The sequence below is a fragment of the Paenibacillus sp. OK076 genome (genome assembly GCF_900110055.1).
Lineage (GTDB): Bacteria > Bacillota > Bacilli > Paenibacillales > Paenibacillaceae > Paenibacillus.
Map to the genome: position 1 here is coordinate 3,156,539 of NZ_FOCH01000001.1, position 23,808 is coordinate 3,180,346.

The 23,808-nt window shown below is 46.0% G+C and carries 19 protein-coding genes; 3 read left to right on the forward strand and 16 right to left on the reverse strand.

The genetic code is table 11. The features are described from left to right. Window positions 1-135: 135 nt before the first annotated feature. Together BMY78_RS13855 and BMY78_RS13860 are read right to left on the reverse strand one after the other, a co-directional pair. Window positions 136-1,026, reverse strand: coding sequence for an AraC family transcriptional regulator (locus BMY78_RS13855; RefSeq protein ID WP_090899508.1), 891 nt, complete (start codon window positions 1,024-1,026; stop codon window positions 136-138). 280 nt (window positions 1,027-1,306) lie between these two features. Continuing rightward, the gene (locus tag BMY78_RS13860) at window positions 1,307-1,987 is read right to left on the reverse strand and encodes a TetR/AcrR family transcriptional regulator (protein WP_090899511.1); all 681 of its coding nucleotides are present in this window, start codon (window positions 1,985-1,987) and stop codon (window positions 1,307-1,309) included. A gap of 170 nt (window positions 1,988-2,157) precedes the next feature. On the opposite strand from BMY78_RS13860, the gene BMY78_RS13865 reads away from it, so the two are divergent. After that, window positions 2,158-3,510: an MATE family efflux transporter gene (locus tag BMY78_RS13865; protein ID WP_090899514.1), complete on the forward strand. Its 1,353-nt coding sequence runs from the start codon at window positions 2,158-2,160 to the stop codon at window positions 3,508-3,510. 272 nt (window positions 3,511-3,782) lie between these two features. Here BMY78_RS13865 and dnaN read toward each other — a convergent pair whose 3' ends face one another. The 8 genes from dnaN to BMY78_RS13905 form a co-directional block, all read right to left on the reverse strand. Further along, the gene (dnaN, locus tag BMY78_RS13870; protein ID WP_177185738.1) at window positions 3,783-4,931 is read right to left on the reverse strand and encodes a DNA polymerase III subunit beta; all 1,149 of its coding nucleotides are present in this window, start codon (window positions 4,929-4,931) and stop codon (window positions 3,783-3,785) included. Window positions 4,932-4,936: 5 nt separating this feature from the next. Then, window positions 4,937-5,188 carry a ribbon-helix-helix domain-containing protein gene (locus tag BMY78_RS13875; protein WP_090899521.1) on the reverse strand — a complete coding sequence of 84 codons (252 nt, stop codon included), beginning with the start codon at window positions 5,186-5,188 and terminating at the stop codon, window positions 4,937-4,939. 267 nt (window positions 5,189-5,455) lie between these two features. After that, on the reverse strand, window positions 5,456-6,094 hold the full coding sequence (locus BMY78_RS13880) for a sugar O-acetyltransferase (RefSeq protein ID WP_090899525.1): 639 nt from the start codon (window positions 6,092-6,094) through the stop codon (window positions 5,456-5,458). Between the two features lie 219 nt (window positions 6,095-6,313). Then, on the reverse strand, window positions 6,314-6,535 hold the full coding sequence (locus BMY78_RS13885; protein ID WP_076289250.1) for a DUF896 domain-containing protein: 222 nt from the start codon (window positions 6,533-6,535) through the stop codon (window positions 6,314-6,316). A 210-nt stretch (window positions 6,536-6,745) separates the two neighbouring features. After that, window positions 6,746-8,368 (reverse strand): type 2 periplasmic-binding domain-containing protein, encoded by a 1,623-nt coding sequence (locus BMY78_RS13890; RefSeq protein ID WP_090899528.1) that lies wholly within the window; start codon window positions 8,366-8,368, stop codon window positions 6,746-6,748. Window positions 8,369-8,451: 83 nt separating this feature from the next. Then, window positions 8,452-9,348: a carbohydrate ABC transporter permease gene (locus BMY78_RS13895; protein WP_090899530.1), complete on the reverse strand. Its 897-nt coding sequence runs from the start codon at window positions 9,346-9,348 to the stop codon at window positions 8,452-8,454. A 1-nt stretch (window position 9,349) separates the two neighbouring features. Beyond that, window positions 9,350-10,243: an ABC transporter permease gene (locus tag BMY78_RS13900; RefSeq protein ID WP_090899533.1), complete on the reverse strand. Its 894-nt coding sequence runs from the start codon at window positions 10,241-10,243 to the stop codon at window positions 9,350-9,352. 109 nt (window positions 10,244-10,352) lie between these two features. After that, on the reverse strand, window positions 10,353-12,818 hold the full coding sequence (locus BMY78_RS13905; protein ID WP_090899536.1) for a beta-mannosidase: 2,466 nt from the start codon (window positions 12,816-12,818) through the stop codon (window positions 10,353-10,355). Between the two features lie 127 nt (window positions 12,819-12,945). Between BMY78_RS13905 and BMY78_RS13910 the strand changes: the two genes are divergently transcribed. Next, window positions 12,946-13,806 (forward strand): AraC family transcriptional regulator, encoded by an 861-nt coding sequence (locus tag BMY78_RS13910; RefSeq protein WP_163760625.1) that lies wholly within the window; start codon window positions 12,946-12,948, stop codon window positions 13,804-13,806. Window positions 13,807-14,037: 231 nt separating this feature from the next. Here BMY78_RS13910 and BMY78_RS13915 read toward each other — a convergent pair whose 3' ends face one another. Together BMY78_RS13915 and BMY78_RS13920 are read right to left on the reverse strand one after the other, a co-directional pair. After that, window positions 14,038-15,498: a sensor histidine kinase gene (locus BMY78_RS13915; RefSeq protein ID WP_090899542.1), complete on the reverse strand. Its 1,461-nt coding sequence runs from the start codon at window positions 15,496-15,498 to the stop codon at window positions 14,038-14,040. Between the two features lies 1 nt (window position 15,499). Beyond that, entirely contained in the window at window positions 15,500-16,216 is a 717-nt protein-coding gene (locus BMY78_RS13920; protein ID WP_090899545.1) for a response regulator transcription factor, read from the reverse strand. Between the two features lie 161 nt (window positions 16,217-16,377). On the opposite strand from BMY78_RS13920, the gene BMY78_RS13925 reads away from it, so the two are divergent. Next, window positions 16,378-17,142, forward strand: a complete 765-nt coding sequence (locus BMY78_RS13925) for a hypothetical protein (RefSeq protein ID WP_090899548.1) — start codon at window positions 16,378-16,380, stop codon at window positions 17,140-17,142. A 157-nt stretch (window positions 17,143-17,299) separates the two neighbouring features. On the opposite strand, the gene BMY78_RS13930 is transcribed toward BMY78_RS13925, so the two are convergent. The 4 genes from BMY78_RS13930 to BMY78_RS13945 all read right to left on the reverse strand — a co-directional run bounded on the left by BMY78_RS13930 (window position 17,300) and on the right by BMY78_RS13945 (window position 23,733). Further along, window positions 17,300-19,816 carry a glycoside hydrolase family 38 N-terminal domain-containing protein gene (locus BMY78_RS13930; protein WP_090899551.1) on the reverse strand — a complete coding sequence of 839 codons (2,517 nt, stop codon included), beginning with the start codon at window positions 19,814-19,816 and terminating at the stop codon, window positions 17,300-17,302. Window positions 19,817-19,841: 25 nt separating this feature from the next. Further along, entirely contained in the window at window positions 19,842-20,810 is a 969-nt protein-coding gene (locus tag BMY78_RS13935; protein ID WP_090899554.1) for an ROK family protein, read from the reverse strand. Further along, window positions 20,807-22,711 (reverse strand): class I mannose-6-phosphate isomerase, encoded by a 1,905-nt coding sequence (locus BMY78_RS13940; RefSeq protein ID WP_090899557.1) that lies wholly within the window; start codon window positions 22,709-22,711, stop codon window positions 20,807-20,809. Before BMY78_RS13940 ends, BMY78_RS13935 begins: the two co-directional genes overlap by 4 nt. A gap of 95 nt (window positions 22,712-22,806) precedes the next feature. Further along, the gene (locus BMY78_RS13945) at window positions 22,807-23,733 is read right to left on the reverse strand and encodes an AraC family transcriptional regulator (protein ID WP_090899560.1); all 927 of its coding nucleotides are present in this window, start codon (window positions 23,731-23,733) and stop codon (window positions 22,807-22,809) included. Window positions 23,734-23,808 lie beyond the last annotated feature (75 nt).

The following is a 23,808-nucleotide window of genomic DNA, read 5'->3' on the forward strand; positions in this document are numbered from 1 at the left end:
CCAATATGATAGAACTCTCACAGCAAACTTTATGTAAAAAAGATGAGTGGCTGCGACCTTGATGTATGCAAGATGTATAGCACCTCAACTTAATTTAATACCCTTATCATACAAGTCTCATAAAAGACTATCTTCCTATTTTCTTGCTGTTTTATTCCCGGATATTGTCATGCGATACTTTAAAGGCGATGTGCCCGTCGCTTCCTTGAAGAAGTGATGAAACGTCTTAACGCTATTGAATCCGGCTTGCTCTGCTATTTCGGTAATCGAATAATTTTCATTGAGCAAAATCCATTTCGCTTTATTAAGTCGATATTCATTTAGAAATGTTACAAAGGTCATACCTGTATTTTTCTTGAAAAACTTAGTGAAATAATAAGGACTGAACCCTATATAGTCGGCTACGTCTTTTAGTATAATTGATTCTTGGTAATGGCTTTCTACATATTCAAAAATTCGTTCCAGCTTAAATAGCATTTCTTTGGTCGGAATCAGGATATTTTCCGAGATTTGGGGTCGATGTTTCTCACTCCCCCTTGGTACTTCTCTTAGAATAAAAGTCAACATTTCATAAAGTTTGGCCTTGATCATATATGCATAACCTTCTTTGCGCTCGTAATCTTCTGTGCTTATGTCTTGCAGAAGAGGAAGAAGCTTGGTTGCCGTTTCACGAGGCCAGTTCCTGCTGGATTGCTCTATTTGAGTAAAAATGTCACGAAGCGACCGATCATCGTAAATTAGTGTGGATACGTCTTGGAACAGACTCAAGTCAAATTGAATAACAATTCGCTCACTATCAGGGGATGACAAAAAAAAGTGGACGTCACCGCCATTAATGAATTGGACTTCCCCCTGCTTCAGACGGATTACCTTGTCATTCAATCCCAAATCCAGGCTTCCCTGGGTAACATAAATAATTTCAATTTCCTTATGCCAGTGAGGATAACAGAGCACATCCCCTGTATGAATAAAGCTTCGAAATGGGAGCCGTTTGTCAAGTTCAGGGATTTCCAGATATAAACTCATGTACGCTAGCTGTCCTCCTTATATGTGTTGCATTCAATATATTTCTGTAACCGATTTCAGCCAAATTCATGTAAAAATTCCTTCTGTTCTTTCTCTATAGATCCTAATTAATAATAATTCAAAAGAATATGTTTATAAACGATTTTCCTCAAAAGGATTGTTGCTGAGCAGTCCCGCATCATCAAGTCGATTTTGACAGCAACGGTGCAAGATAACATTAACAATATGCCGTATCAAAAACCGCACATCCGATTTCCGGATGTACGGTTTTGTTTACATTCTAATTCCCTTGTTCCTTAATCACCTGTTCAATTCCCGACAAAATCAGCTTCAAGCCGAACTCAAACGCTCCATCGCTCCCCATCATCTCAAACAACCCGCCCTTGTGCATTCTCCGGAACAGTCCTGCTTCCGTCTCGCTCATGGAGTCGAGTAGCTGGATCATCTCCACGCCCGGAAGCTCTCCCTGATTCTTAATCATGACGGAGACCGTGCGCTGATGCTCATAATTATCCAGAACGAAGAAGAAAACATAGTTCACAAGCGTAAGAACGGCTTGCAATTTCTGCTCTTGCTCAAGTGGCGTCGATTCCATGCAGAGCAGCATACGGTTGGTGAAGCGAATCATGTCCGGCTCATGGGGCAGCGTCTGCATCATAAGCTGCGTGGAGCAGGGATAACGGCGGAGTACACTCCGTATCGATATCGCAAGTCCCTCCATTTGCACCTTCCAGTCCCCATCGGATTGGAATTCGTTCAGGATCATTTTCGATATCTGGTTGGCCAGATGCTGGTAGAGATGCTGCTTGCTCTTAAAGTACCAGTACAGAGAAGGAGCCTGAATACCCAGCCGATCAGCCAATCGCCTCATACTGAATTTCTCAATACCTTCATCTCCAAGAAGCTCCCAAGAGGCTTCCAAAATCTTATCCTCCGAAATCTGAGGCTGTTGTTTTTTCATCCGTATCCGCCCTTTTATCTAACAGTGTAAGATTATGCTTTACAGGTTCATAAGTTCATGATACCATCTAACACTGTAAGGCACAAACTAACACTGTTAGATTGGAAATTGGAATATCATTCGCATTCCAAATCATTTCAAAAAATAAACAAAGAAAGTAGTGACTCCACATGGATGCAGAAAACCTCCATTATTTTGAAAAAGCACCGATTGCAAAAGCCGTAGCTCACTTCGCTGTACCGATGATGTTAGGTACGTCGATGAGTGTCATTTATTCTATCCTGAACGCCTATTTCCTTGGTACATTAGGCAATACTGCCATGTTAACCGCACTCGCGCTAACCTTGCCGTTATTCGCCGTGATTATGGCGCTCGGCAACTTGATTGGTATGGGCAGCGGTACATTCATCTCCCGTTTGTTAGGAGAAAAAAGATATGAGGATCTAAAACATGTTTCTTCATTCGCCTTTTATAGCAGTTTAGTTCTTGGTCTTATTGTAATGGCCGTCGGCCTCCCGCTGATCAACCCCATTGTTCATAGTCTGGGTGCAACGCCTGAATCCTTTGGATTTACAAAAGACTATGTCACGATTATGCTTATCGGTTCACCATTCGTCATATTATTCTTCACGCTGGAGAATATCGTGCGCTCGGAGGGTGCAGCAATCACATCCATGATCGGTATGATTCTCAGTGTGGTTGTAAATATTATTATTGATGCGATCGTCATCTTTATCTTCCATTGGGGTGTAATCGGCGTTGCTTCTGCAACAGTCATTTCCAACTTGGTTGCCAGTGTTTTTTACGCATTCCATATGGGATATAAAAGCCAATTCTTGACTGTCTCCGTAAAATGGTTCAAGGCTTCCAAGGAAATTATGAGTAATGTGTTCAAAATCGGTGTTCCCGTCTTTATCATGAGTATCTTCTTGGGTGCAATGTCGCTCATTTTGAACCATTTTCTTGTCGAGTATGGAGATCAGGCCGTAGCGGGGTACGGAATTTCATCACGTTTGTTGCAATTTCCTGAGTTTATACTGATGGGCTTATGCGAGGGGGTTGTGCCGTTGATTGCCTTCTCTTTTACAGCGAATAAATTACGTATGAAACATACCATTGGATTTACGATCAAAGCGATTTTGGCGTTAGCTGTTGTGTTCGGCGTTGTCGTCTATTTGATTTCCGACCACTTAATTGGTTTATTTACGAATGACCCTCAATTAATTGAAATGGGTAGCTACATTCTGCATGTGACGTTCCTATCCTTGTTCATTACAGGAATGACTTCGTTATTTGTGGGGATCTTCCAAGCAACAGCGCAAGGAACCGCCGCGTTTGTTATGTCAGTCATTCAAGGAATTACGCTGATTCCTGTACTCTATATCGCCAACCGGCTTAACGGCTTCCACGGGGTTGTATGGTCACTTGTCATTGCGGATGTCGTCGCGTTTCTTGTTGGAGCTATCATGCTGTATATTCTTCGTAACAAATTGCAGCCAGATTTAGAGAATCTAGTGCATTAGAAAACAACATGCACGGTGACAGAGTGTACTATAGAGCACTATGAACAGGCTTAATCTTCCGATATTAGTTACTTATAAATTCAAATAAGAACGCCCAATCTTTTTCAAAAAATTGGGCGTTTTCTAGATTATGAATAGCGGTCCCAAGACCCCAGCTGCATTGATTATTTTCCCCTTCTTCTGCATACTTCAATTCATCTTCTTCTAATACGTTCCAATCTAGTGTAATTCCCTAGGAATCACGGTCTTTGCGTGATCACTTAAATAACATTTTAAAATCTATCGTTTATCCTTGTCATAACAGGGTTCAACAAGAACAGCCATGTGCTATTGTCCAAAGCTGGAAGCAAAACAAGGGGACTTTTTTTACCAGCATACCGTATTCGTATGCTATCTGATTCAATACACCGTAACGTACTTAGAAGATACTTCGCATTAATCGTAATAATAAAATTTTCTCCGTTCTTATCTTCCAAAAGAAGCTCATCTCTTACATCACCAATCTCAGACGTACTTGATATAAGCTCCATCCTCTTCTCTGAAACATGTATTGTAATTAAATGATGATCAGCCAACACAAATACGCGGTCAATTACTTGCCTAAATGATTTGACATTCAAGATAATCTCGGAGACATAAGTAGTTGGAACAAGATTTCTGGTTGATGGGTATAAACCTTCGATTAACACCGATTCAATAATCTGATTTTGCGCTATAAACCTGATCTCATGATGGCTTAGTTGTATGGTTACCATTCCGTCGCCTTCATCGTCCAACAGTTTGACGATCTCCATTAAGTTAACACCAGGAATTACAGCACTTCCGAAAAATTCTCTTCTGTTCTCAATACAGATTGACCGTGAGGCCATTCTAATAACCCCGTCTGTAGCGACCATAGTAAGCTGATTTCCTTGAACCTCCAGCGATACTCCCGTCAAAATCGGTTTCGCCTCAGATGTTGAAACTGCCACGACTACCTGTTTGATCAAAGACTTTAATAAGCTGGACGATACATCTATGCTTTTACCTGTGTATTGATGATATGTTGTAGGAATAAATGGGGAGTCAATAGGCGACATTCCGCTCAGGCAAACACGTGTGTTCCCAGAAGTAATACTTAGTAAAAGTTGCTCGTTCACCTCCAAGACCACATTTCCATCATTCAATTTACGAATGATTTCATATAGATACTTGGCTGGGCAGACAATGCTCCCCTCCTTAACAATATGAATCTTGTTATTATCAGTAATACAAGCCCTATGCTGAACCGTTAGACTGGCATTACTACCGCTAAAAACGACCTCTTTGCTTCCTGCATATATGTACAACCCGGACAAGACTCCCTGATTATTATTCGATAAAGCCTTAAAGACATGCTGAATAGACTTAGCTAATAAATCTCTTGATAAGTGTACTAACAACTTATTCACCTGCCTTTTTTATTAGCGTCATAATAGGCCTCAATCAAATTCCTTAAAAAGGAAGACCGAGAGATCTCTAGATCTTGACACTCACGATCAACTTCTTCCCAAATCTCTTCAGTTAGAGTTAAGGAAACCTTCTTTGTCACGCCGATACCCTTTCTTCCTGCACCCTCACGCGGCCCTCCACGGGTAAAAACGAAGCCGAGCTGACCGTCTTTCTTAGATAGACCAATCTTAAATTGTTTGTCCTCCATCTTATATCAACTCCATTGAATTAGGTTACTCAAATCAATTCTCCATAGTCACATTTTACCACATATTTCTATACCCTGTCACTGAGTGAATACTCCGAATCGTTAATCGTTACAAGGACTTATCCTGGAATGAAACAAGAACTTACAATGTTAAAACAAAAAAGCCGCTATATTAGCGACTTTTAATGGGAAAATTTTATATCCAAGATAGTGTGACACATCATACGAACTGCTTTTTCCAACTAAAAACAAACCATTAAGCACTTTTTATTCAATTACGCTGCAATCAGCCAGGACTTCCGGTTTATAACGCATGCTGTCCGATTCTGTGATGGGACGAATGACTCTGCAGGGTACACCCGCTGCAAAAGAACCCTCAGGGATATCTTGGGTCACTACGCTTCCTGCACCAATGACACATCCGTCACCGATGGTAACACCGCCGCATACGGTGACGTTAGCCGAAATCCAAACATCATTTCCGATGGTGACAGGTTTAGCATAACAGAGCGACTTGGGTTCCCCGTTTTGGTCGAGCATTTGTCGACGTTCTGAAGCTATGAAAGGGTGAACCGGTGTAACAATGGTCACATTAGGTCCAAAGCTGACATGATCACCAATAGTAACCTTAGCATCATCCTGAACGGTCAAATTGTAGTTCGCAAAAAAATGGTTGCCGATTTCTGTGTGAACGCCATAATGAAAGAAAATGGGACCTTGTATAAAACAACGCTCTCCTTTTCGACCCAGAATCTGCATGAGTAATGCTTCGCGCTCCTCCGTCTGATCCTCAAAAGTACGACTGTATTGACTGCTAAGATTGTGAGAGCGCAGCTTAATCGCCTTAAGGTCAGGATGGCCGGGGCTAAATAAGATCCCATCAAAAATTCGTTCTTTTTCAGTCATGTTATCAACTCCTGTTATAGATACTTCGATACATGAAATCAATCAAACTGCTAAGATTAATAATAAAACACACTTTATACAATACCTTTATAATGAATATTTATAAAGTGTATAAAAAGCATCCTACGAAATCAACTACAAAGCAAGTGTATTTATCCACACCATTTCTGTCAATGAATACTCGGAGGCTTTTCGTTCTTCCAACAACCTTTATTTTCCTTACAAACTGATTCCCTTTTCGTTTCGTACTTTGTCCGGTGTTACATCATTTCCATCTGGATCAAGTATGGTAAGCACTGAAAAAGTGTTTAGAACTTGCCCACGAATTTCCCGTAAATAATCTTCTCGTAATACTTGTTGTTCAACTCGTTCCGCATTGGTTAAGCCTTCTTCACGCTCTTTTTTCGCCAATTCATTAATGCGACCTAAATGTTTAATCATCCTTTTCCTCTCCTTCTTTACAATGATTCTTACTGGTAGTCTAGCACCGAAATGCATACATTGCACCTATTTATTAGATAACGCCTGGAAATATGGAGCCACTTCAGACACTTTTGTTCTGTAGGATAGCATTTGTGATATTGTATACTTTTTTATACGAAAAGGGAACTGCCACGTTCGACAGTCCCCGTCTCCTAATTACTGCTTGCCTTAAAGCTCCTCATGCCATTCCTGTTTGAGCTCACTCCAATGTGCTCGTTTTTCCAGTGCAGCCTGGAAATCATTCCAAGCCTGTTCAAATTGTGAGTCATCCTTAGCCATAATCAGCTTGGCTTTGTACTCTTTTCGCACATTATCGAGTTCAGGCAAATACTTCTCCCATAAGCCACCCGGTTTGGCTTTCACCATATCGTAGTTTTCAGCAACCCGGGTCCCACCCATTTTGCCAATCTTTTCGGTGAATTCGATCGTTTTGAATCTTCCTTTCGGTTCAGTAACCCCATAATTCCACCATGGATACCAGTCGTTACTATAGGAAGAAGCCGCGTAAAGCTCTGGCGTCGTGCTTGCCTTCTTCGCTTGATCTCCAGAGTCATGCAAAGCTTTATATTTCTCGTCCGTGTACACCCATTTTCCTAACGGTTTATCCACCCAATCCCAGAACACTCCTGGCGGACCTTCATTCACGACCTGCTGCTGTTCGGGCTTTGGCTGTAGTGTGTAATCGAAGAAAGCAAGAATGGAATCGAGATTTTTAGTATTTTTATTGATAAAAACGTCATTGGCAGGATAAGGATTGATAATCTGATTAGCGCCAATCTCACTCACGCCATCCACTTTCGGATAGGGAATGACATCATAGTACCATGCCGGATCGGTTGGCCCATCGAGAACCTCCCATAACTGGGCGTCCATATTAAAGAACCCACCTGCATTCATGGCTACACGTCCAGATTTGTTTTTCTCTTTGTAACGCTCCTTCTTGTCTGTAATCGCTTCGTGATCCAGAAGCCCTTCCCGGAACATGTGGTTCATCCATTGGTAAGCCGCTTTATATTGTGGATTGTCATAGATAAACTGATAATCATTGCCTTGCTTCTCTACTGGAATGACGCCGCCCGCTGTGCTGACCGTAACGCCAAATGTACTCAGGATGACATTTTCATCGCTTGCGTCAGACAGAAAACTAAGAGGAATCAATGGTTTCCCGTTTTCATCCTTCTGCTCAGCAGACAATCTCAAATATTTCTCTATACCTTCCAACGATTTCAAATCATCCATCGTCATGCCGGTTTTCTCCAGTACATCTGTACGGACAAACCAGCCGTAGGAAGCCCAACCGGGCCAAGGATCATCGGGATTTTGATCAAACCATGTCGGAATGGAATAGATATGTCCGTCCGAAGCTTTCATTTGATCGAGATAGATTTTCGGAATGGAAGCCAACCCGGGATATTTATCCGGCATATCGAAGTATTGTTCCAGCGGAAGAACGCTGCCCGAACGCGTCATCGCAGTGGTCACGACATCACTACGTGAGAACAGAGCTGCATCATCAAAGCCACCGGTATTCAATTTCAGGTTCAGCTCTGTCATTACATCGCCCTGCGTAGCCTCCAGCCGAACGTCTATGCCCGGCTCCTTTTCTTTCCAATACATTTGGACCATACTTTGGTTATTAATTGTTGCATTCCAGCCCAGCCATAGCTTAAATGAATTTGCATAACTGCTGCCACTCTCTGTGCTGCTGCTTGAGCATGCCGTTATCCCAAACATCAGTAGAGCCAAGGATAATAGCGCCAGTTTTCTTCCCTTTTGTTGACGTAAACTCATCACATACGTCCCCCTCGGTTATTTTGAAATTGTATAGGATTAGAAAACCCATTCTGTTGCTTCATTTTTCATTTTTCATTGGGTTATCCTTTTACTGAGCCGATAAGCACACCTTTTACAAAATACTTTTGCAGGAATGGGTACACACACAGGATCGGAAGCGCGCTTACCATAACTGTCGCCATTTTGATGGACATCAGTGTAACGTTAGAGAGCATGGTGCCCCGGGCAAGCGCTTCCTGATTATTGTTGGACCCGAGGACAGTCGAGATATCCTGGGCAGACAGCAATTGTTGCAAAAACGTTTGAACCGGAATCAGATTCTGATCTGAAACATAAAATGCGCCAGAAAACCAGTCATTCCAGTGCGCCACTGCAGTAAAAAGGCCAATGGCTGCAAGCATGGGTTTCGAAAGCGGCATAATAATAACGAAGAGAATGCGGACAGGATTGGCACCATCCATCTCAGCCGATTCGATCAGTGCTTCCGGAATCCCCTGGATGAATTTCATCATCACAAACATATTCCACGCCGAGAACGCGGACGGAATGATATACACCCAGAATGAGTTTAATAATGACAAGTGATTAAGCTGGATATACAAAGGGATTAATCCCCCACTAAACAGCATCGTAATCAGCACGTATCCCAGGAGGGATTTCCTGAAAGGAAGCTGCCGGTAGGACAAGCCATAAGCCGCAAGAAGTGTGATGAGTAAGCCGACAAAAGTGCCTACGATTGTACGGGATATCGTAATTAAGTAGGCATGTTGAATAACCGAATTCCCAAGCACAACCTCGTAATTGTACAAAGTAAACTCTCTAGGCCACAGATAGACACCACCCTTTGCCGCATCGCTGCCAACGTTCAAGGAAACGGCGAGCATATACGTGAATGGATAGATTACCGAGATACAGAGAAGGGCCAATAGAAACACAATAATTGTCTGGCCCACCCGTTCCCTCATAGAAGTTCTCATATTACCAAAGCCCCTCTCCGTTGAACTTTCGCGCCATCTGATTGGTGCACAGTACCAACACCAGACTGATGACCGAAGAAAGGAGACCCACTGCAGTGGCCATTCCAAAATAACCTTGCTGCAAGCCGTTGCGTAAAATATATGTGTCTAGCACATCCGCGACTGGCTGATTGGCCGGATTCATCAGAGGATAGATTTGATCCATGCCTACTGCAATCAGTCCAGGCATACTGAGAATCAACACGATGGAGATGGTCGGCATGATACCCGGCAGGGTTATGTTGCGAATTTGTGCGAGCCGTCCTGCTCCTTCCACCCTAGCGGCTTCATAGAGCTGCGGGTCAATCGTTGTAATTGCCGCCAGATACAAGATCGTATTCCAGCCAATCTCCTTCCATAAACCGCTCACTACGATCATGGGCCGGAACCACTCCGTGGATCCCAAGAAAAAGATTGAATCTCCCCCGAGCTTCTCTATCAACTGATTGACCAATCCGCCGTCCAACGTCAGCAGGGATTGCAGAATGTAAGCCACCACGATCCACGAAAAGAAATGCGGAAGATAACTAACGGATTGGACAAACCGCTTGTATTTGTTGTTTTTCACCTCATTGATGAGCAATGCCAAAATAATAGGAGCTGGAAATCCAAACACAAACTTGAGAATCGCGATGTAAATTGTATTCTTCACCACAATCCAGAACTGTTCATCTTGCAAGAATGAGAAGTTTTCCATACCAACCCATTCACTACTCCACATCGTGCTGCCGATGTGAAAATCCTTGAATGCCACCTGGATGCCCACCATCGGAATGTAGCTGAAGAGAAGCAGCAGGATCGCACCAGGGAGGATCATTACATATTGCCAACGGTATTTTGCCAGTCGTTCAATCATTTAACCACCTCTGCCATCAGTATAGAGATCAATTAAAAGCGGTAACATACAACAACGATCGGATTTCTAGCGATTGGATTGGCAATATCAGAAAAAGCGAAGGAACAACTTACAAATCAAATACGCTGCGTACGATTAACTGTGATTGCAGTTCTTCAAGGGATGCCGGTTTGTTGAGATCATCTTTCCTCAGAGAAATGGTCTTTCTTTCACCTGCTGACAAGTCAAAATAATTGTTACTGAAAATAACGTCTAATACACCTAAATCCAGCTCCACAAACCGTGCAAAGGCTTTAGAATCAACCGTAATAACAAAACGATCCTTTTCTTCCGTCATCGTGGTCTCAATTGCGGGATCAATAAAATCAAAATGCTTTGGCTTCACAAATAACACTGTACCTTCGCTGACAACTTCACCACCCACCTCAAAGGAAAACTGTAAATACGTATTCCGTTTTTTGGCAGTTGTATTGAGCATCTCAGTGAAATCAAGCTGTTCGAATAATGAGGTTGATAACGCTTTCAAATCAATCACTTTTGAAGAAGCTACGATTTCATTGGATTGCGAATCCATGAGCCTCCATTTCAATTCTCCTTTTACAGCACTCCTACTCTCATTCGATACGTGAAGTTCTACCTTTGAACCATCTTCCCGAGCCGATACAAGAACAGGCGCGAAAAAGCGTTTGGCTGCATAATGCAGTGCTTTCCAGCGACCAAAGTAATCGATACTGGACCAGGAAGCAACAGGCCAGCAATCATTCAACTGCCAGTACAGTGCTCCCATACAGCGTCCACGATGTCTGCGCCAGTGCTCTACCCCACATGAGATACCTTCAGCCTGAATGAGCTGTGAAGCGTATAACAGGGAATTGAAATCTTTTGGCAAGCGATACGTCTCCCCGATGTAATACAGAATTTTCTCATTGCCCGTACCATTCTTCTGATGAGATTCCATGACCGGTGAGAAGATATTGCGATCTTCCGGCAACGTAAACGTCTCTATGGTCTTGTGATTCGGAAAGGATTGCAATCCGAATTCGGACATGTAGCGCGGGAACAATGTGCGGAATTCGGTAAAAGGTTTCTTGCCATGCCACACATCCCAGTAATGCATGTCTCCGTAATTTTCATCGTTTGGATTGTCAAAGCTGCCTTTGGATGAAGGTGAAGCTAACCAGTAGAACGTGTTCGGATCATATTCCTTCGCAATAGCCGGAAGTAATACTTCATATTGCTTAATATAGTCTGCTTGTAACTGTAAGGATGTTTTCTTCGCCCAGTCCCATTCAACCCAAGCCATCTCCTGCTCATTGTTTCCACACCAGATTCCCAATGAGGCATGATGACGCAAGCGTTTCATGTTATCGATGGTCTCTTTTGTAATCAATTGCTTGAATTCCTCAGTGAGTTCATATACACCGCAGGCATACATCAAGTCCTGCCATACAATCAAGCCGTATTCGTCGCACAAATCATAGAAGTAATTCTCCGGATAATGTCCCCCACCCCAGACACGAATTGTATTGAAATGGGCTTGCGCACAGCTCTTGATCAATCGTTCTGTCCGATCTGGGCTACAGCGCGGCAAGATGTTATCTTCCGGAATATAGTCAGCACCCATCGAGAAAAAAGATACACCGTTCACTTCGAATTCGAAGGACTCCCCCCACTGATCCTGCTCTTGCTTCACAGTTAATGTTCTCAGTCCAATGCGCTTAACATCACGATCCAACTCCACGCCTTGTTCCATAAGCGCAATGCTCAGCTGATACAATGGCTGTTTGCCCAGACCATTCGGCCACCATAACTCGGGATGGTCCACTTCAATCCAGATATGATGATTCGCATCATTCACGACAGACGTGCATCCTTTCAATGTCTCCCCGGAAGGAGTATCTAATGTGACCGTGATCTCCCGCTCTTCTTGGACCCAACCAGATGCCCTTACGCGAACATCTAAGGTTACCTTTCCTTCGCTATGCATCTGTGTAATGTAGACATCTTCCAAACGGGCATGATCATAGCCTTGAATGGAGATATTTCGCCAGATTCCCAAATCAGGTAATTGTGGACCCCAATCCCAACCGAACATGGAGTGTGCTTTACGCAAATGGGAGATTCCTTCCACTGCATCACTGCAGTTAATCAACGGGCGCTCGGCTTGTTTACGCAGTACATACTCCACAGGGGAACGAAGAATAATGTGTATGGTATTTTCACCTTGTTTGATAAAGGAGGTAATATCGATTTCATAAGTACTGTGCATGTTACTTACATTCGCGATATTCATTTCATTCAGAAACAATTCGCCAATCGTATCCAACCCTTCACATAACAGGATGATCCGGTCATGCTTAAGATCCGCTGCGCTCACTTCAAAAGAGTGTTTGTATTCATAATCATAATTGCACAGTTCAAGTGCCGCCTGCTCTTGCTCGCGGTAGTAAGGGTCTTCCATTTGTCCAGCTTGAAGCAAATCATTAAAGACCGAACCTGGAACCGTCGCCGGAAGCCATTCGGCATGATCCACTCTCTTCATTTGCCACCTGCCATTGAGATCGATAAGCAACATTTGTGATACCTCCTGATGTCTTTGTAATCTATTTCATTCTATCAAGAGGTCTCCATACTTTCTTATGTTGTGTTCACGGAATTCGTGTGCTATTTTGACATTAACAATAATTGGAGAGGTTCGAGCCATGATCAAATACACAGCGTCTACTCACATCCATCCCGACCTGCTCGTAGATCCGTTCTGGGTCGATTCCTTATCGAAAGTATCACCCGAGCATACCCATGACTTTTACGAGTTCTTCATTCTAAGTGAAGGGCAGTGCCAACATATCGTCAATGGAACAACCCAGCATTTAAGGCCGGGCTGCCTTGTCTTTATTCGACCGCATGATATTCACCGTTATGAACCGGAAGGCACTCAGGACTGCCGTTTTCTGAATAGCCCGTGTCGATCCGCAGTAATAGAAGAAGCTTTGGCCTACTTGAATGAACAGAAGTATGCGCAAGGACTCTTGCAGGCTCCCGTTCCCCAGATTGCCATGTTATCTCAGTTAGAAATGACAGAGATGGTTCGAAGCTTTGAACGGATTATGATGCTCTCCACAGTGGATAAGAAGAAGGCTCGCGTATACGCAAAAGGGCTGATTATTCAGATTTTTACGCAGCATTTCTTTGAGTTGGAAACCATTGAACAACCCATTCTCCCGCTGTGGCTTGAGCATGCGATCTCCAAAATGCAGCTAAAAGAAAACATGATTCGAGGTCTTCATGCCCTCTATGAATTGTCAGGTCGAAGCGTTGGTCATGTGAACCGAGCCTTTCGTCAATATCTGAATCAGACACCAACAGAGTATATTAATCAGCTTCGGCTGAATGTAGCCAAAAACTTGCTGCTCACGACTGAGCTGCGCGTGCTTGAGATTGCATTGGAAGCGGGATTTGAGAACGTCAGCCACTTCTACCATCAGTTCAAAAAATACTATAATCAAGCTCCGCTAGATTTCCGTAAAAACGCGACAATGAATAAGGAATCGCTGCTGCCGTAGGGAATTCAAAGCATAGCATTCATGTGATGATATACAAGCGTGCCATCTGATCCGTACCCAAAACTCAAAAAAGCTCCCCCTATATGCAGGGAGAGCAGGGTACACACAAAGCAACTTAAGCGGAGTATTTATATTGGCGATTGGCGACACGAACCCCTTTGTGCATTTCCTCTATTTCTCTTACTTCGAGGTTTGGTGCAACTTAGGAGGATATAGTTGCCGTCTTTTCCTTCAGACACGTTGTGCCGCAGGGAAGCCGAACGAGATTACAGCTCCGCCTTCCTTACGGTTGGTGGCCTGAATCAGCCCGCCGCAGCGTTCCACAATGGCCCGGGCAATCGCCAGGCCCAGTCCGGACTCACCGTCTTTTCCTTTGACAAAACGGTGGAATAAGGTGGGCAGCAGCTCCTGCGGAAAGCCGGGACCGTCATCCGTGACGGATAGCGTGATCTTCCCTTTTTCCAAGTTCGCAGTGATGTGAATTTCTTCTTTGGCGTACCTTGCAGCATTCGTCACGACGTTGAGCAGTGCCTGCAGCAGTTTATCCTGATCAGCCATGATGAACAGCTCCTTATTCTCCGGGCAGGCGATATGGAGTGTAAGTCCTTTCTTTACAAGCAGCGGATTGACACGTTCAGACGTTTCCGTCAACAATTCGTTCAGACTGACCTTAGAAGGTTTGAAGATATCCTCTTCACTATCCAGCTTCGCAAGCAGCGTCATTTCGGTAACAATCTTTCCTAATCTGCCGCTCTCTCCAAGAATCACGTCCAGCCCTTTACGAACGTTCTCACCTTCAAAGATTCCATCCCGAATGCCCTCCGCATAACCTGCAATGGACATCAGAGGCGTCTTCAGCTCATGGGATGCATTCTGGAAAAACTGCTTCTGCACCTCATTGAACCTGTTCAGTTCACCCGCCATCTCATATACCGCCTGTGCGACAGCTCCAATCTCACCGCCGGCCTTGACCCGCTGTACATCCGTGAAATGACGTTGTTTGACCTTCTTAAGTTCCTGCTTCAGATTCATCAAGGGCTGAATTAGCCTTTTCGTAATAAACAGACTAAGCAGGAACATCATGGCCCCAACGATACAGATCACCAGGATGAGACGACCCAGAAGCGCCTGTTCGATTGCTTTGATCTTGCTCATGGGAGTCAGCAGAGTCAGAGTTCCTTGGGGGATGGGGCTGACGTCCATCACATAGCGCCCATCCGTTCCCTTCCACAGGTCCTTGATGCTGGACGAAGTGACCGCTGTGTATTTCGACAAGTTTGCTGGTACGGCTTCAGTCAATGTGTTACTGCTCGCCATTCCGGTTGTACCACTCACAGACAATGTCCCTGACAGCACATTTCCGTTGAAATCAGTGACAAAGGCTTCAACATCCGCAGGAATGAGTGTTGAAGGAGCACTCGTAACTTCTCCTGTTACCAACTGGACAGACTGCATACCCGTCATATTCGAATTAGGCATCGTGACAGCAGATCCAGTGGTAAGTACAGGACTCATTTTGATATCCCCCGTCGTTATTGAAGCGGACATTGCTGTACTTAACGTCTTGAGATCATTCTTCTCTGTTCCAATGAAATGATCCAGAAGCACATAATGAAGTAAAACGGCCGTGACGGAGAGGATCAGAATCAGTGACAATCCGAACGCAAGGTTAATCTGATGGACTAGTTTCATATTAAACTTCACTCCGATCTGTACGCATGCGATACCCGTGTCCCCATACCGATTCGACGGGAAGTTCCTCCATCTTTTTGCGAATCCGCTTAATCAAATGATCCACGGCACGGTCACTGCCAAAATAATCTTCTCCCCAGACAAAACTGAGCAGCTCGTCCCTCGTAAACGCTCGATTCGGATGTTCAGCCAGTACCTTGAGCATGGTGAACTCTTTGCTGGTCAGGTCCACTTCTTCCCCTCGCCATATGGCCCGCCTCTCTTCCAACATTAATTGAAGCTCTCCGGTATCGATTCGTGGCGTCACAGCTTCGCTTACAACAGCTCTTTCTTCCGCACCGGTAAGTCTAATCCAACGTTCCAGCTGCCGCTTGATGCGGGCTACCAGCTCACGGGGGCTGAACGGCTTCACTAGATAATCGTCACTGCCGAGCTCAAGGCCAAGTATTTTGTCCACTTCATTATCCTTCGCCGAGATCATAATAATGGGAACCTCTCCTTCACTACGGATGCGTTTGCACAATTCATAGCCATCCATTCCGGGCAGCATAATATCCATCACCCACATACTCGGTGGACTTATTCTATATAAAGACCAGGCATCCTCGGCATTAGCGAGGCCTATCGTTCGATAGTTCTGCTTGTGCAAATAAGCTTGAATCAGCGTACGTATATTCTCGTCATCGTCTACAACCGCGATGAGGTAATCGTTATTCATGAACGGGGCCTCCTGTACTTTTCTCTATAGTGAGTATACCAAAGGTATTTATATGGGAAGAGCTTTGCCATTGTTTTTCCACAATTACACCAATATTGTGCCACACTCCTTCGGTAAATTGATAACTGTAAGACAAACCAAATCATAAGGAGTGTTACGAAATGAACTACAGTTTCAAATTCAGAAATGTTGCCCTGTCCGCCCTGCTGCTCACTGCGATCTCCGCACCGATTGTCGCGAATGCCGACAGTGCCGCTAACGCAAATGCTGTTACAAACGGAACAGCTACCTTGAAAGAAGCAAAATCCGCCATTGCGGCCTTTACATTGGCTAATCCAGTGGAGCTCGCCAAAAAGTACGCGCCAGAAACAGTAAGCGAATGGAAAAAAACGTTGGCCCGTTACAATAAACTGCTTTCACAAAACTCTACATCCCAAGTAATGGCCACTTTGGTTGCTGTTGATGTAGACTCTAACGAATGGAAGAAAGTATCCGAAAACGCCAAACCAGGTGAGATCAAAGAAATGCAGGCCTTGAAGGTTGAGGAAGGCAAGCTACCCTCAGTTGAGAGTGTAAAAGCCGAAAAAATACCTAATTCCGAAAATTTGAACACCTTGTCTTTTTCCATTACCACAAACAGTTCGGATCTGAAAGGATTCGTTGAGAACGCAGAACCTGGAGTGGCAATTGCCCTCAGCCCTCTGAATCTTGACGAAAAAACAACCGGAACAACAAGTGCGGTTATAGCGGATGCTCAAAGTCTTCAATTTAGCGGTACTACAGCTGCCAGTGCATTCTTCTCAGCCCAAGCGAATTTGAATAAGGCCGTAACAGCTAAGGATGAAGCTGCAATCAAGACTTCCCTAGCCGACCTTCTGAAGCAATACAAAGCGCAAATTGCTGAGCTGGAGGCAGCTCAAGAGTAGGTTTAATACATTTCAGCTTTAACAACATCATTAAGCAAAAACACGTAATCTTACGCGAACTAAAAGACCGAAACGCCAACAACCAGCAGGCCTCCATGTGGAAGCCTGCTGGTTGTTGTTTTATCGACCATAAGTTTATATCTGCTATGTGTTATCTTTATTTTTCATTAACCCGGGTAACCACAAATGGTTCGTTCAACGCATGCAGAGCTGCGGCCATATCTTCAACCGGAAGTCTGCCACCCGCCGAAATATGATATTGAAACTCATAGAAGCCGCCCAAGGTCGCTTTGAAATTCGTTTCCCAATAATTCGTCATCAGCCAGGCATAGACTTCTGGTTGGGCGTCAGGTGCTTGCTGGGTGTGGACCTTTCTTGTTCCGTAATCCAGCGTCCCCCATTGCATAAGCGGCGTATCCGGGACGGCAAGCAGCAGGCTGCGGTCATGATCCTGCCAGGCAATGCCCGACTGTACAGCGGAATAATCCAGGCAAGTTCCCGGAATCTGATCCTTCCAAGGGCGAACGAGGCCTCCTGGCTTGTCGGCAAACAGGGTAACTGGCCCGGTGCCTCCCGCGGTGAACGGCAGGGCCAGATAAACGTTCTCCGGATTCCAGATGCTCTCTTTATGGAACCGCGCCGAAATATCCATCCGGTTTTGACGGGTATAGATCTGCAAATGCAGTGAAAAATAGGCGATGCCCTTGAGCTGATAACCAAGCTCAACGGTAGCATACAACGGTCCATTATCCACCGTGCGCACAGAGATGAGCTGACCAACCGAACGCTCCACGTTAAGGCCTTTACGGTTGCGTCCCATTTTGGAACGGACGCTCCATACCTGAGAAGCATTCGCAGGATTCGCTGGATTGGTCACCTCATAGATGGGTGTAAACGCCCCATACAGATCATCCGCTTTCAGCAGTTCGCGTCCTGTCTCCTTATCGATCCACGACACGATGCCGCGCTCTTTCGACCAAGTCAAGCGTACATAAGGTGACTCCAGCCCCGTTTGGCAAACGGAGACCGGCGCTTGCTGTCCGCCTGTCGTTAAGGAATACATATCCTCCATATCGTACACCTGGTCAGCGCCGATCAGCTTCGAATTGGAGGTTGACGTTAAGGAAAGAAGAGTATTCTGGGCTGCCAGGAGTGGGCGCAGGATCAGTATGCAGCTCTCCATGCCTTGGAGCTTAAGCTCTGCAATAATCGTCTGCGGGTGACTTGACTGCTGGATCAGCACCTGTCCTGTGTCCTCCCGGATTACTTCTACTCCGTTCAATAGCTCATCCGGTTCCCATCCTTCAAGCTTCAACTGAACCAACTCCGTTACCTCCCGCTCCGACACGTTCGTAACCTTGAAGCGATAAGGACGCCCCGGGTACAAGGTGGCGGCATTATCGGCAAGCAGCACCTGATCCAGCGCGCGGTAAGCAAGCCTGCTTGCCTCTGCAGCGTGAGCTGTCTTGCGAACCTCAAGCATCTGTACATTTTTGTGCCACGGTTCATACACAGAGGAGTGATACCCCCAAGTGTGTTCGGCATAAAGAGTAAGCGCCTGCTCTACAGCCTCGATTTCCTGGAGACTAACACTTTTCTGTTCAGGGTCGAGCTTTTCCACCTTGCGAAGTGTCCGCTGTGCATCACGGTAAATCTGGGTGTGCATCGGTGTGGAGCTTACACCGTCCGACCACCAGTCCGGCCAATCCCCTTTATGCACAGGCAGATCATCCGTCCCTTCCTCCTTCAAGCGGGCAAAAAAGCCGCTCAACGTACTCATCTCCACGGAAATTTCCTCACCGTTTTGACGGTTCCACGCCTCAATCCATTCCATGATTGCGCTATTGGGCGATCCGTTGTCTGTGGGCAATCCGGACAGCATCATTGGCACGAAATCATACGGATACTGCTCGGCCTCAAGCTGGGCCAAGTATCGGTGGATACGAATATTGGCAATTTGATCATGAATGTTCCCCGGTTCCACAAGTCTGTGGCCGAATTCATCACGAATCATGTATTTGCCAAGCGCACCAGGGCAGAAGCCAAGCTCGTTGCCAAGCATGTAGTGGTCTCCATTCCAGACCAGCAGGCGTTCCCCACTTGGAGCTTCCCACCAGAAAGGGGACTGCTTGCGGCCCAACGCATACATGCCGTGATGAGTATGTATACAGCTGAATAAATGTCCGATTCCGTTATTCAGCAGGCTATCGGCATATCCCCAGCTGTAGCCGTTGATATCCGCTGTCATCGCACTGTCTATTGGGTGACCGATAGATTCGGCATATGTCTGAGCCTTGCTGTGTATTTTGTTCAGCAGCTGTAGGTCGGGCAGCTCGGTCATATTCAAATATGTGCCGGAGAGCTCGATATCGCCACGCCGCACGGCATCGGCAAATGCAACTTTTTCCTCGTCTTGAGCCTGCTTCAGGAATTGCTCCACAGCCCAGAAGGTCTCACAGGTCCAACGGAACCCTTTCCACTCGGGGCTTACACCGTTATGAGCATCATTAACAATACGCAGCGCCTGACGGATAAAATCGATATGATATTGTTCAATCTTCTCCTGCCGGTCGGTATAACCAATGTCAGTATGGGAATGGTGAATGACGTATATTTTCCATTTCCGATCAAGCGTCGGGATGGCGGCCTGTTTAATTTGTTGTTCGAGTGTCATCGTTATTTTCTCCTTTGTTGGTGGATTAGGTACCTTTTACGAGCTGGAAAATCCCGTGGAACACATGCTCCTGCAAATGTTTCTCATTATGCTGAGCGATCCTCTCGGGCAAGAGCGCTTCCGAAAGCGCGCCGCCAAATAAATCAAGGGTTTCGGCAATTTGTCCCCCCAGGATCAGACGAGCGGGGCGAAACTCTGCCACGTACGGACGCAGCATTTCCCCAAGCCGCTGGCCGTAAAGCTGCCATACACGGATGGCGGAGGAAATCCCCTGTCTAGCCGCTATCGCCAGTTGGTACACATCCTCTCCCTGCCTTCGAGCAGCATGGCTATCTGCCAAGGCCAAAATGCCTCGGCTTCCGAACAGATCATCCACGGTTCCTCCGTTATATTGCTCGGCATACAACATGCCTGAGTCGGGAATTCCCCATTTTCCGCTGACAATAGACCGATTCTCAACAAAAGCGGAGCCGAGGCCCGTTCCCAATGTAAGGCAAAGCAATCTTTCCTGAGGATAAAGCCTGCTGACCCCCAGAGCGAACAAGGCAGCATCATTGCCAAAACGAATATCTGCGGCAGCAAGCCGGGTCATCCATGTAGGAGCAGTGGGCTCCGCTGCAAGCGCCGTTAATTCACACCGCAGCAGTGTTTTTAGATTGAATTCATAAAGCTGCCCGTATTTATTCAATCCCTGGATACGGGAAACACCTGTGTCGTATTCAAAAGGGCCGGGGAAAGCAAAACCGATGTGAAAATTGGCAAAAGTGACCCGGGTCCCTTTATCGGTACTTAGCCTCTCCATGTAGGCGACGTATGCAGCAGCAAGCTCCTGGATCACGCCAGCCAGATTGGAGGCAATTTCATACGCGCTACTGTCGGAGTGCGATGACCTTTTGACATAAAGTTGTGGCAGAAGATTCCCGTCACTTAGTACAACGGCACCCTTCAAAAAGGTCCCCCCGGCATCAATAGCAATCGTGACGTCAGGTTTCATAGATGCTCACCAGATTTCCAGTGATGCGGAAGCAGAGGCATGCTCCAGTCTGGCGATACCTGTGCCCGGATCAGAGTGCACGATCGTTCACCCAGAGACTCCAGGCGGAAACCTCCGACGGAAGCAGGAACGATATACGCCTCGGCATACCCCCACTCCACAGCCGCTGCCTCATCATCCAGCGGGGTCAGACGCACACGATCGCCTTCTACGAGGTTGAACATAACAAACTCTCCAGCCGTATCGTCGATCCACTCTCCGTCCAGCTTTAATCTTTTGATCTGAAAAAGCAGATCCTCCCGTTCGCCCAGCAGCTCTTCCCTGCTGTCTCCCTGTACACGGCTTTCTTTTGGAACCGCTATCAAATGCTTCTGAACGTAATCCGTGTCAAACAGTTCCTGCATGTTGGCTCTGGCATGATCACCGTTGATCGGACGCGGCCGCCCGTCTCTATCCAGCCGCAAATGGTCGTATATTTTGAAGGTAAACCACCAGGTTGTCGAAGAGATCTCCAGCACCAGATTGTTTTTGCCCGAAAAATGTACGGCTCCTGGCGGGATCAGAAACAGATCACCCTTATTCGCATTCCAAATGTTCACAAATTCTGGGATCTTCAGCGGTTTTCCCGTAGTATGGGCGAATTCAACCGCCTGAAGCATCTCCTCTCCGGTTGTTCCCTCCGTGAAGCCTAATCCCACAAAAGGTTTAGCGCCTTCCTTCTGCTCCATAATGTAATAGGATTCCTGCTGCGTCATCGTCTCGTTAAAGGTCTGCTCGATGTAAGCCTGCTGGGGGTGGACCTGCAAAGACAGATGATCCCCGTCGATCGTATCGAGATAATCAAACCGGATTGGAAAATAGTCGCCAAACAGCTGCACATTGCGCTCGCCCATAATTGCTTCTGGATGAGCGGACAGCAGCAGCGGGAAAGGAAGCTCCACTATAAAATCCCGATAACCGATTAATAGCGTGTTCTCCGGTGCGATAGGTTCAAACCCCCATGCGCAGTTATTCCAATCCTTAGGCAGGTCGCATAGTTCTTTTAAATACTGTCCGCCCCAAATCCCCGGTGCAAAAAAGGGCTTTACTCGAAAAGGCTGCCGGGCTGCTGAAGCCAATAGTAGGCGCAGCATGCGGACGGTGACCAAAACGGGTCGTTCCCGGTTGTTCGCATCCACGTAGTAGTCAAAGTCATACAAGTGACGTTTGCGATATTCCTCCCAGACGGGCCACTCCAGAAACAAGGCCTGTTTATAGGTTTCGACCGTATCCCGGCAAGGGCCTAACCCCAAAGAACCCATCCCCTGCTGATGCAGTTTCTGCTGTGCCTCTCTGGATAAGTCGCAAAACAGAGAAACGTTCGCTAAACCTGATGCTGTAGAAAGGAAGCCAGAGCCTGGCCCATAGGTCACAACGATGGGAGCTAACTGCTCTACGTTTGGCGACTGGGCCTCTGCATGTTCAGCGGAATGATAAAATCGAAGTTGATCGTCTACATCACTGAGCCAGACCGACTGTGCATGTGGCCGGAAATAATCCTTAACGCTGACGTCCGAGGCCACAACGCCAAAAGCACGGTTATCCGTCAGATAAGGGTGAAACTGCTGAAGCAAATCTGCAGAAGACTTTAAATAATCAGCGCTGTCTATTTCAATTAAAACCCTGCTCTCTAGCTGGCAGCGCGACCGAAGTAATTCCAGACATTCGCTGAATGCGGCGCCATGCGTACCGTCAATGACCATATAAAAAGGAAGCATATCATTCTGTACACATTCGGGCCAAATTTGATCAAGCCATTCTTCATATCCATTCCAGATCCCCGATTCGATCTCTTGGTCGGGCTGAATCCGGATGAAATTAACGGGGTTGTTTTGAAAGGCCAAAGGGGTTATTCGGGGCATATTTAAAACCTCCAACTCTATATCGATTTATGTTCATCATTGTATAGGGAGTTGGAGGTGCTGTCTTTAAACGATCAAGCTGTGTTTTTGTACGATCAGGACATTCGGGGTGGGTAGTGCATTTTTCCAGAGCGGCCTTCGGCAAACTGATTGCGTCGGAATTTGGCCGGGGAAACACCAAGCTCACGGGTGAATATCCGGGTAAAATAATGTACGGATTGGAACCCGCACTGGAGTGCGATGTCTTTAATTGGTGTCTGTTCATTTAACAGGAGCCCAGTGGCTTGCTGAACACGTCGTTCCTGAATGTAGTGGACAAAGGACTGCCCCAAATTTTCCTGGAACAACCGGGTCAGATGGCGGGACGAAATGTGGAGGTGCCTTGACACCGTCATAAGTGTAAGCTCATTGATCAAATTATCATCAATGTACCGTTTGGCCTGGCGGAACAACGTATTTGGTTCCACGGGCTGCTCTACCGTGTCGGCCGAGTCTGTTCGAGTCGGAACGTGCAAATCTGCTATCGATAATAGCAGAGAAGCGGAAATTTGCTTTACAGCAAGAGGAAGAGTTGCCCCAGGCTGGTCGAAAGAAGTAATGAGCGCTTGCCATAAATGGCCAGTCGGCGTAAGGTTCGCTTGCTGGGCTACGCTTTGCCCAAGCTCAGCAAGACGACGGAAGGATTCAGTATAATAAACATCTGTATTGGCCTCATCCAGTTCGAAAGCCACATAAGAAAGTGTCAGTCCGGTCTGACTGCGAATTTGATGCCATACGCCTGGAAGAGATAGAAATGCTGTTCCTTTATTTAAAGCATAATGCTGGTTTTGTTCTATGTAGCTTCCTTCACCGTCTACCACATAACAAGCCTCAAAAAAGGAATGTCGATGGAAGGCATTATCAAAATGGTCGGGCATGAATCCCCAATACAAAATGGACAATGAAAGCCCTGTTTGCTCTACCTTAGTAATATAACGATTGCATATGTGATTGGCCCGGCGAAAGCTGGCTTCGATGGTCATGGCAGTCCGCTCCCTTCAAGCTTTCATTATACGTTTGCATAGCAAAATGGCAAACCGGAAATCGGCCTGCCTTTT

Bases quoted from the DNA above. Each gene is read 5' to 3' on its own strand.
- BMY78_RS13865 (WP_090899514.1), top strand. From the start codon at position 2,158: ATGGATGCAGAAAACCTCCATTATTTTGAAAAAGCACCGATTGCAAAA.
- BMY78_RS13875 (WP_090899521.1), bottom strand. From the start codon at position 5,188: ATGGAGGACAAACAATTTAAGATTGGTCTATCTAAGAAAGACGGTCAG.
- BMY78_RS13860 (WP_090899511.1), bottom strand. From the start codon at position 1,987: ATGAAAAAACAACAGCCTCAGATTTCGGAGGATAAGATTTTGGAAGCC.
- BMY78_RS13880 (WP_090899525.1), bottom strand. From the start codon at position 6,094: ATGACTGAAAAAGAACGAATTTTTGATGGGATCTTATTTAGCCCCGGC.
- BMY78_RS13895 (WP_090899530.1), bottom strand. From the start codon at position 9,348: ATGAGAACTTCTATGAGGGAACGGGTGGGCCAGACAATTATTGTGTTT.
- BMY78_RS13885 (WP_076289250.1), bottom strand. From the start codon at position 6,535: ATGATTAAACATTTAGGTCGCATTAATGAATTGGCGAAAAAAGAGCGT.
- BMY78_RS13915 (WP_090899542.1), bottom strand. From the start codon at position 15,498: ATGAAACTAGTCCATCAGATTAACCTTGCGTTCGGATTGTCACTGATT.
- BMY78_RS13930 (WP_090899551.1), bottom strand. From the start codon at position 19,816: ATGACACTCGAACAACAAATTAAACAGGCCGCCATCCCGACGCTTGAT.
- BMY78_RS13925 (WP_090899548.1), top strand. From the start codon at position 16,378: ATGAACTACAGTTTCAAATTCAGAAATGTTGCCCTGTCCGCCCTGCTG.
- BMY78_RS13900 (WP_090899533.1), bottom strand. From the start codon at position 10,243: ATGATTGAACGACTGGCAAAATACCGTTGGCAATATGTAATGATCCTC.
- BMY78_RS13910 (WP_163760625.1), top strand. From the start codon at position 12,946: ATGATCAAATACACAGCGTCTACTCACATCCATCCCGACCTGCTCGTA.
- BMY78_RS13945 (WP_090899560.1), bottom strand. From the start codon at position 23,733: ATGACCATCGAAGCCAGCTTTCGCCGGGCCAATCACATATGCAATCGT.
- BMY78_RS13920 (WP_090899545.1), bottom strand. From the start codon at position 16,216: ATGAATAACGATTACCTCATCGCGGTTGTAGACGATGACGAGAATATA.
- BMY78_RS13855 (WP_090899508.1), bottom strand. From the start codon at position 1,026: ATGAGTTTATATCTGGAAATCCCTGAACTTGACAAACGGCTCCCATTT.
- BMY78_RS13890 (WP_090899528.1), bottom strand. From the start codon at position 8,368: ATGAGTTTACGTCAACAAAAGGGAAGAAAACTGGCGCTATTATCCTTG.
- BMY78_RS13935 (WP_090899554.1), bottom strand. From the start codon at position 20,810: ATGAAACCTGACGTCACGATTGCTATTGATGCCGGGGGGACCTTTTTG.
- BMY78_RS13940 (WP_090899557.1), bottom strand. From the start codon at position 22,711: ATGCCCCGAATAACCCCTTTGGCCTTTCAAAACAACCCCGTTAATTTC.
- BMY78_RS13905 (WP_090899536.1), bottom strand. From the start codon at position 12,818: ATGTTGCTTATCGATCTCAATGGCAGGTGGCAAATGAAGAGAGTGGAT.